General features: G+C 52.6%; 8 protein-coding genes and 1 tRNA gene. 6 read left to right on the forward strand and 3 right to left on the reverse strand.

Features of this window, described 5'->3' with window-relative positions:
* Window positions 1-47: 47 nt before the first annotated feature.
* From HMPREF2954_RS08300 to cysT, 3 genes are all read right to left on the reverse strand, one after another.
* Window positions 48-1,121 (reverse strand): sulfate/molybdate ABC transporter ATP-binding protein, encoded by a 1,074-nt coding sequence (locus HMPREF2954_RS08300; protein ID WP_045072888.1) that lies wholly within the window; start codon window positions 1,119-1,121, stop codon window positions 48-50.
* On the reverse strand, window positions 1,118-1,978 hold the full coding sequence (gene cysW / locus HMPREF2954_RS08305) for a sulfate ABC transporter permease subunit CysW (protein ID WP_045072891.1): 861 nt from the start codon (window positions 1,976-1,978) through the stop codon (window positions 1,118-1,120). The genes HMPREF2954_RS08300 and cysW overlap by 4 nt, the downstream gene beginning before the upstream one ends.
* Window positions 1,979-2,355: 377 nt before the next feature.
* The gene (cysT, locus tag HMPREF2954_RS08310; RefSeq protein WP_003759178.1) at window positions 2,356-3,192 is read right to left on the reverse strand and encodes a sulfate ABC transporter permease subunit CysT; all 837 of its coding nucleotides are present in this window, start codon (window positions 3,190-3,192) and stop codon (window positions 2,356-2,358) included.
* Between the two features lie 234 nt (window positions 3,193-3,426).
* Between cysT and HMPREF2954_RS08315 the strand changes: the two genes are divergently transcribed.
* The 6 genes from HMPREF2954_RS08315 (at window position 3,427) to HMPREF2954_RS08340 (ending at window position 7,842) form a co-directional block, all read left to right on the forward strand.
* On the forward strand, window positions 3,427-3,900 hold the full coding sequence (locus HMPREF2954_RS08315) for a hemerythrin domain-containing protein (protein WP_045072893.1): 474 nt from the start codon (window positions 3,427-3,429) through the stop codon (window positions 3,898-3,900).
* Window positions 3,901-4,000: 100 nt separating this feature from the next.
* On the forward strand, window positions 4,001-4,495 hold the full coding sequence (locus HMPREF2954_RS08320) for a hypothetical protein (protein WP_045072896.1): 495 nt from the start codon (window positions 4,001-4,003) through the stop codon (window positions 4,493-4,495).
* A gap of 111 nt (window positions 4,496-4,606) precedes the next feature.
* Window positions 4,607-4,682: transfer RNA gene (locus tag HMPREF2954_RS08325), tRNA-Asn, on the forward strand.
* A gap of 173 nt (window positions 4,683-4,855) precedes the next feature.
* Complete coding sequence (nfsB, locus tag HMPREF2954_RS08330; protein WP_045072898.1) at window positions 4,856-5,506, forward strand: oxygen-insensitive NAD(P)H nitroreductase; 651 nt, start codon at window positions 4,856-4,858, stop codon at window positions 5,504-5,506.
* Window positions 5,507-5,641: 135 nt separating this feature from the next.
* Window positions 5,642-6,001: a DUF2069 domain-containing protein gene (locus HMPREF2954_RS08335; RefSeq protein WP_045072900.1), complete on the forward strand. Its 360-nt coding sequence runs from the start codon at window positions 5,642-5,644 to the stop codon at window positions 5,999-6,001.
* A complete protein-coding gene (locus tag HMPREF2954_RS08340) occupies window positions 6,001-7,842 on the forward strand; it encodes a PglL family O-oligosaccharyltransferase (protein WP_045072903.1) in 1,842 nt (613 codons plus the stop codon). The genes HMPREF2954_RS08335 and HMPREF2954_RS08340 overlap by 1 nt, the downstream gene beginning before the upstream one ends.
* The last annotated feature ends 55 nt before the right edge of the window (window positions 7,843-7,897 follow it).

A 7,897-nucleotide genomic window follows, 5' to 3' on the forward strand; every position in this document is an offset into this window, starting at 1 on the left:
AGGTCGTCTGAAAACCTGTTTTCAGACGACCTTTCGTTATCTCACCATCAAATCGAATATTCAATCAACTCGTTCTGCGAGAACACATAAACCTGTTTCGGTACCAATGCCAATTCCCGCCCGGCGGACAAATCCAGCCGCGAGGCGTCGCTGCCTGCGAGCGTGATGTGTACGTCCTGTTTGCCGTGTTTCACCAAAACGTGCGTCAGTGCGCCGACGGCGTGGATTTTTTCGATTTCGGCGCGGATCATCGGGGTTTCGTGTTCGGCGGCGAGCTGCCATTCGTGCGGACGGATGTAGCCCGTGGCGGTTTGTTCCTGCCATTTGTATTGCGCATCCAATTTCCACGCGAAGCCGTTGTAGTGCCAGATGCCTTTTTCGATTCTGCCTTCGAAGGCGTCGGTTTCGCCGAGAAATTCGGTTACGAAGGCGTTTTCGGGTTTGCGGTAAATGGCTTCGGCGCTGCCGGTTTGTTCGATTTTGCCGTGGTTCATGACGACGATTTCGTCGGAAACTTCAAGGGCTTCTTCTTGGTCGTGGGTAACAAGGATGCTGGTTACGCCTAGGTTGTGATGAATGTCGCGCAGCCAGGTACGCAATTCTTTGCGGACTTTGGCATCCAGCGCACCGAAGGGTTCATCTAAAAGCAGGAGTTTCGGTTCGACCGCAAGCGCACGAGCGAGGGCGATGCGCTGGCGTTGGCCGCCGGAGAGCTGGTGCGGATAGGATTTGGCGAGGTGGGAGAGCTGCACGAGTTTCAGCAATTCTTCGACTTTGGTGCGGATTTGTTCTTTGGAAGGGCGTTCGGACTTGGGCAATACGGTCAAACCGAAGGCGACGTTGTCAAACACGTTCATGTGGCGGAAGAGGGCGTAGTGTTGGAACACGAAACCGACTTTGCGCTCGCGCACATGCTTGGCGGTTACGTCTTGCCCGTCAAAGAGGATGTTGCCGCCGTCGGCGTTTTCCAGTCCGGCGATAATGCGCAGGAGCGTGGTTTTGCCGCAGCCGGAAGGGCCGAGCAGGGAAACGAGTTTGCCGGTGGGGACGTTGAGGTTGATGTTTTTCAGCGCGTGGAAATTGCCGAAGTGTTTGTTTAAGTTTTGGATGGTGATGCTCATGCTGCGTTCCTTTCGGCGGCGGCGAGTTTTTTATCTTGTAATTTTGTGATGATGTTCTGCACCGCCAGCGTCGCCAGTGCTAAAAGTGCCAATACGCCGGAGAGGGCGAATGCGCCGGTGAAGTTGTATTCGTTGTAGAAGATTTCGACCAAAAGCGGGATGGTGTTGGTTTCGCCGCGTATGTGTCCCGATACCACGCTGACCGCGCCGAATTCGCCCATCGCGCGGGCATTGGTGAGAATAATGCCGTAGAGCAGCGCCCATTTGATGTTGGGCAGGGTAACGCGCCAAAACATTTGCCAGCCGCTTGCGCCGAGAATCAGCGCGGCCTGTTCTTCGCTGTCGCCCTGCGCCTGCATCAGCGGGATGATTTCGCGTGCGACAAAGGGGAAGGTAACGAACAGCGTCGCCAAAATAATGCCGGGGATGGCGAAGATAATCTGTATGCCTTGCGCTTCCAGCCAGCCGCCCAATGCCGTGTGCGCGCCGAACAATAAGACGAACATCAAACCGGCCACCACGGGCGATACGGAAAACGGCAAATCGAGCAGGGTGGTCAGCAACTGCTTGCCGTGGAAGTCGAAACGGGTCAGCAGCCACGCCATCGCCACGCCCAAGACGGCATTGACGGGAACGACCACCGCGGCGGTAATCAGGGTGAGCTTGATCGCCGCCCATGCTTCGGGATCGGTAATAGATTGCAGGTACAGATACCAACCGCCTTTCAGCGCTTCGTAAAACACCGCGACAAGCGGTACGACCAGCATCAGCAGCAGGAACCCCAGCGCGACGGCGGTCAGCAGCACGCGCAGCCAGCGCGGTTCGGTCAGGTTGGGATTGATGGAATAGGGTTTCATGGCGGTGGTGTTCTCTGGTTGGTTTTAAGATGTTTGGAGGTCGTCTGAAAAAACCGTTTTCGTGGGGCGGATTCGTTTTCAGACGACCTTTTATCTTTTATGGATTAAAAGGGGAACAAAAAACGTCTAGCTTTCGTCATTCCCGCGCAGGCGGGAATCCATTGGTGAATTTCGGCTGCCTTATTGATTTTCTGTTTTCCTGTTGCCGTGCGGTGGATTCCCGCCTGCGCGGGAATGACGGCAACAGGGATTTCAGACGACTTTTCACGGTAGGTCGGATTCTTGAATCCGACAAAATATCCAGTGTTCCGTTTTTCTGGTTTCGGGTGTCAAAACGTCGGATTCAAGAATCCGACCTACATTTTTCAGACGACCCCTCAACCCTTCGCTCCCGAACGTCTGCTCAACGCCCACTGCATCACGTTCAGCGCAAACAGAATCACAAACGAAACCAGCAGCATAAACAACGCCACCGCCGATGCACCCTGTACGTCGAACTGTTCCAGCTTGCCCGTAATAATCAGCGGCAGGATTTCGGAAACCATCGGAATGTTGCCCGCGATAAAAATCACCGAACCGTATTCCCCCGTTGCCCGCGCGAACATCATGCCCGCGCCGGTTAAGAGTGCCGGCGTGATTTCCGGCAGCAGCACGCGGCGGAACGTCGTGAAGCGGTTTGCCCCCAAAGTCGCCGCCGCTTCCTCATATTCGCCCGACAATTCCTCTAATACCGGCTGCACGGCGCGGACGATAAAGGGCAGGCTGACGACGACCAGCGCAATCCAAATGCCGACGGGCGTAAACGCAATTTTGATGCCCAAAGGCTCGAAAAAACGGCCTATCCAACCGTTCGGCGCATACAGGGTCGCCAACGCGATACCCGTAACCGCCGTTGGCAGCGCAAACGGCAAATCGACCAGTGCGTTCACCAGCCCCTTGAGCGGAAATTCATAGCGCACCAACACCCACGCCACCAGCGTGCCGAACACGACATTGGTCAGCATCGCATAAAACGACATCCGCAAACTCAGCCACACCGCCGCCAACACGTTCGGCTCGGCAATCGTGTTCCAAAAGCCGCCCCAGCCGATTTCTGCCGCCTTCGCCGCCATCATCGCAAACGGCAAAACCACCAGAAGCGACAGGCACAATACGGTCAGGCCGAGGCTGATTTTGAAGCCGGGCAGTACGCTGGGCGTTTTGAGTAATAACATGGTCGCTCGGAAGGGAAAAAGAAGATGCTGCCACTTTAACGGGGTCGTCTGAAAAACGGAAAGAATGGTTTGTTTCCCGCAAAGAAAAATTGGTTATAAGTATTGCGTGAAACAAGGCCTAAAACTGTACATCCGCCCGCGCGGGGTGTATGCTTCGAATACATTCATACAATATCAATCTTTACCACAAACCTTAAACGTCGTCTGAAAACGACTAAATTCAGGAATACCGCCATGACCGATTTGACCGTTTGGGAAGTTTCCCCCGTAAATACCGTGATAGACCATGTCATCAGCCGCTATCACAATACCCACCGCGCACAACTTGAAGAACTTGTCCCCTTGGCGCACAAAATCGCCTCAACCTCGCCCGACGGCTTCCCCGACGAACTGCCGGAACTGCTCGAATACATCCAAAACGAGCTGCTGATACACATGATGAAGGAAGAACGTATGTTGTTCCCGATGGCAAAACAAGGCTTGGGCAGCCGTGCCGCCATGCCGGTTAATGTCATGATGCACGAACACGAAGAACACGACCGTGCACTGGCGCAGTTGAAAACCCTGACCAACCATTTCACTCCGCCGCAAAACGCCGATAAAGACCAGCAAAGGTTGTACGCGTTGGCACAAGAACTGTCGGACGATTTGGAAGAACATATCCACTTGGAAAACGAAATCCTTTTCCCACGCATCTTGGCTTCATAAAAAATATCGGCGGCTGTCTAGCCGCCGATATTTTTTTACCTATGCCAATCTATAATATATAATTGTTTTATATGGATATTCAACCCATGAGAATTATCTTATGAAGCCTATTGCCGCCGCGTTATCGCTATCCGCCTTCATCCTGACCGCCTGCACCGCAAACTCGCCCCGCATGTCGGTAGGCCTCGGCTTGGGAACAGGTATAGGCAGCCATATCGGATTAGGTACCTCTGTCAATATTCCCGTCGGCATCGGCAAAAGGGAAAACCGTATCCCTAAAAACAACGGCGGTATCCATATTATCGAGGAACAAATCGTTACTTACTTTGACGCACAGGGCAACCCTGCCGACAGCCCCGTCAAGGGCGGTTACTATCGGCAATTAATCAGCAGGCACAATCATGAATATCTGGTACAGGATTTCTACAGCGACAACAGCAGGAAACGCACCGACCCCTACCCCTTGCCCCGCGACCGGCTGCTACAATTCCGCGCCACACCGTATGACGGTTCATTAACCGTATATGCCTACAACGGCAACGTCATGCAGCAACAGGTATTTAAAAACGGGAAATTAATCAGCGCAAAATATTAATGGAATAAAGTCAAAATAATATACTTACCATTCAAATATTTGAAATGCTGCCGTTTCGTCAGTTAAAATTTTAGTTGACACTTTTTTTCAGGGCTATATAATACGCCCCATTCCCCGATAGCTCAGTCGGTAGAGCGACGGACTGTTAATCCGCAGGTCCCTGGTTCGAGCCCAGGTCGGGGAGCCAAATTTAAAAAGCCTGAACAATTTGTTCAGGCTTTTTTGCATACACTTATTATCTTCAATCGGCGAAAAATAAAAGTCTTCCTATCGTCTAAAGTATTAAGATTTGCCTGATTGCTCCTTTCAGACGACCTTCCTATAATCTGTTTTTCTTTTTTTATAAAGAGGCAATAAATCATGAATATTACCGAAATCGTCCGCCAACGATACAGCACCAAATCTTTCGACCCGTCCAAAAAAATCGCAGCCGAAGACTTCGCCCATATCGAAGCCGCCCTGCGCAACAGCCCCTCCAGCGTCAATATGCAGCCGTGGCACTTCATCATCGCCGATGATGAAGCGGGCAAAGCGCGCATTGCCAAATCCACCGAAAAACTCCCTTACAACGCCCCAAAAATTACTCATGCCTCCCACGTCGTCGTCTTCACCGCCCGCGTTTGCGCCGACGATGATTATGTCGCCGCCGTATTAGCGCAAGAAGACAGAGACGGGCGCTTCGCCACGGAAGAAGCCAAGCAGGCCGGCGACTCTACCCGCCGCTTGTTCTTGGGCATCCACCGCAACCAAATCCAAGATGAAGAGCAATGGCTTGCCAAACAAGTCTATCTCAACATAGGCTTCACCCTATTCGCCGCTGCCGCAGCAGGCATCGACGCCGTGCCGATGGAAGGCGTGGATTTGCAGGTTTTGAATGAGGAATTCGGTTTGACCGAAAAAGGCTACAAAGCCGTCGCCGTCGTCTCCTTCGGCTACCGTGCCGCAGACGATTTCAACGCCGCTTTACCCAAATCACGTTTTGAAAACGAAGCCATCTTCACCAAAATCTAAAAAAACTGATGAAACGGCAATAGGTCGTCTGAAACCTTCAAATAGAGGTTTTCAGACGACCTTTTTGCGTCATCACATCCTGTTTCGGTATAATTCCCGTTCCAATATCCGGCTGAAAGCCGTTCAGACCTGCCCGTGAATACATCATCGAAACCTTCCCTACCCTATCTTGCCTCGTGTGCCAGCCTGATTTTTCTGATTCTGCTTTCCCTGTCTTGGGAATTGTGGATTGCGCCTTTGCGCAACGGCGGTTCATGGCTTGCCCTCAAAGCCCTGCCTTTATGCCTGCCGCTGGGCGGCATACTCAAGAGCCGTATTTATACTTATCAATACAGCTCTATGCTGATTCTGATTTATTTTGCCGAGGCGGTCATGCGCCTGTTTGACGCTTCGCCTGCCGAACGTCTGTGCGCCGCATTGTCGCTTACCTCCTGCATAATTTTCTTTGTCGCCTGCCTCGCATTTATCAAACAACACAAAAAAGAGGGGAAATAATGTTTGCCCGTACCGCATATCATCTTAAAAATGAATGGAATATCCGCCTGCTGCCTTTATGGGTTTGTTTTATCTGGGTTTGCGCCGTCCCTTTCCTGTCGATTTACCGCGTAGGCCCACTGCCGAGCTTCTACCTTGAAGCCGGCTCCCTGTTGGGTGCGACAATTTTAGTATTGGCTTCGGCATATAAAGGCCTGCTCAATATCCGCCTGCCTTATGTATCTGTCGGACTGTTGCTGATGGCGGCATATTGGGCGATACAGCCTCGGATAATGGGCTTGCTGTATCCCGGGATGAGCGACTTGGCGGCATGGACCTTCGTCATCCTCGCACTGTCTGCCTGGGCTTGCCGCGGCTGGATTTCCGCTTACGGGCAGGACAGAATTGTTACCGTATTCGCATGGGCATTGTTTTTTGGTGCAGCTGCGCAGGCTGTCGTGGCGTTTATGCAGTTCAAAGGATGGTCGGACATTTCCCTGTTTCACGGCATATTGGCTTACGGCGGCGGAACGGTAAACGGCCAGCTCGGGCAGCGCAACCATCTGGGCCATTATCTGATGTGGGGCGTACTTGCCGCATCCTATTTGTGGGCAACGCGGAAAATGCCCGACTGGCTGGGATTTATTTGCGTATTTCTGCTGACTGCCGTCTTGGGTTTGGTCAACTCGCGCACTATCTTGGGCTACATCATCGCTATCGTATTGATTCTGCCTTTTTGGTACTGGCGGGCAGGCCGCGAATCGGCACGCTTAATTAAAATCTTCTTATTCGCAGCGGTATTGGCTGCGGTTTTCCAGTTCGGCATGGGGACATTGCTTGATTTACTGGGCAACAGCCGTTACGAAACCGCCGTCGAACGTGCGGGGCACAGCGATTTTGAAGGTTCTGCGCGCCAAATCGAATGGCGGAATGCCTGGACCGCCTTTACCCGCTCCCCAATCCTCGGACACGGCTGGAACAGCTTCGGCAGCCTGAGTTTTCTGTTAAATGCCGAAAAACAATACTTTGCCAATAACATCCTAGGCGTTTTGTTCACCCACTGCCACAACCTTATCCTGCAAATCCTTGCCGAAATGGGGCTGACAGGCGCATTATTGAGCGCGGGAACCATGCTGGCGGGCGTTTGGCGTTTGATTGCCCGTCCGTCTAATCCTGCCAACCTGTTCCTACTGACCGCCGCAAGCGTAACCATGTGCCACAGCATGCTCGAATACCCGCTTTGGTACATCTACTTCCTGACCCCGTTCGCCCTCATGCTTTCGCTCTCAAGCGCGCGTTATGAAGATGTATCCGACGGAATCAAACAAGCCCGCCGCCGCAATTTGGCAGGCGGTATCGCCGCATTGGCCATTATCGGCGGCACGCTGCACTTAGGCTGGAACTACACCGACCTGACCGCTTACAGCCGTCAACCCAAAACCGACGACCCGTCTCAAGCCAACGCCAAAATTTCCGGACTGCGCCGCATTTCCGAAACCAGTCCCATGCTGGCCTATTATGCCGACCTGAGCCTGACCCGCCGTGCCGATCCGGCCGATGAAAAAGTCCAACCTTGGGCGCAAAAAGCGGCATTCGACGCACTCACCTACCGCCCTTACAGCAATGCCTACCAGGTCGGCCTCTACCTCTACCGTCAAGGTAAAACCAAAGAAGGCGCGCAATGGATGCAAGATATGTATTATTACTATCCTTACATGATGCCGTTTTACACCGGCAAAATCCGCAGTAGAAAGGAATTCGAACCGCTTCTGCCCCAAATTTTGGAAGACTGCCGCAATTTCCTGAAATCGCCAAAACATAAAACCGCCAAACCTTGCGCGGCGGAGATACCGGCATCGTAAACAACCAAGGTCGTCTGAAATATTTTCAGACGACCTTTTGCTATCGATCCCAATA

The sequence above is a fragment of the Neisseria sp. HMSC067H09 genome (assembly GCF_001814135.1).
Classification (GTDB): Bacteria; Pseudomonadota; Gammaproteobacteria; order Burkholderiales; family Neisseriaceae; genus Neisseria.

Excerpts from the sequence above, each read along its gene's own strand:
- HMPREF2954_RS08320 (WP_045072896.1), top strand. The coding sequence starts at position 4,001 with ATGAAGCCTATTGCCGCCGCGTTATCGCTATCCGCCTTCATCCTGACC.
- nfsB (WP_045072898.1), top strand. The coding sequence starts at position 4,856 with ATGAATATTACCGAAATCGTCCGCCAACGATACAGCACCAAATCTTTC.
- cysW (WP_045072891.1), bottom strand. The coding sequence starts at position 1,978 with ATGAAACCCTATTCCATCAATCCCAACCTGACCGAACCGCGCTGGCTG.
- HMPREF2954_RS08340 (WP_045072903.1), top strand. The coding sequence starts at position 6,001 with ATGTTTGCCCGTACCGCATATCATCTTAAAAATGAATGGAATATCCGC.
- cysT (WP_003759178.1), bottom strand. The coding sequence starts at position 3,192 with ATGTTATTACTCAAAACGCCCAGCGTACTGCCCGGCTTCAAAATCAGC.
- HMPREF2954_RS08300 (WP_045072888.1), bottom strand. The coding sequence starts at position 1,121 with ATGAGCATCACCATCCAAAACTTAAACAAACACTTCGGCAATTTCCAC.
- HMPREF2954_RS08315 (WP_045072893.1), top strand. The coding sequence starts at position 3,427 with ATGACCGATTTGACCGTTTGGGAAGTTTCCCCCGTAAATACCGTGATA.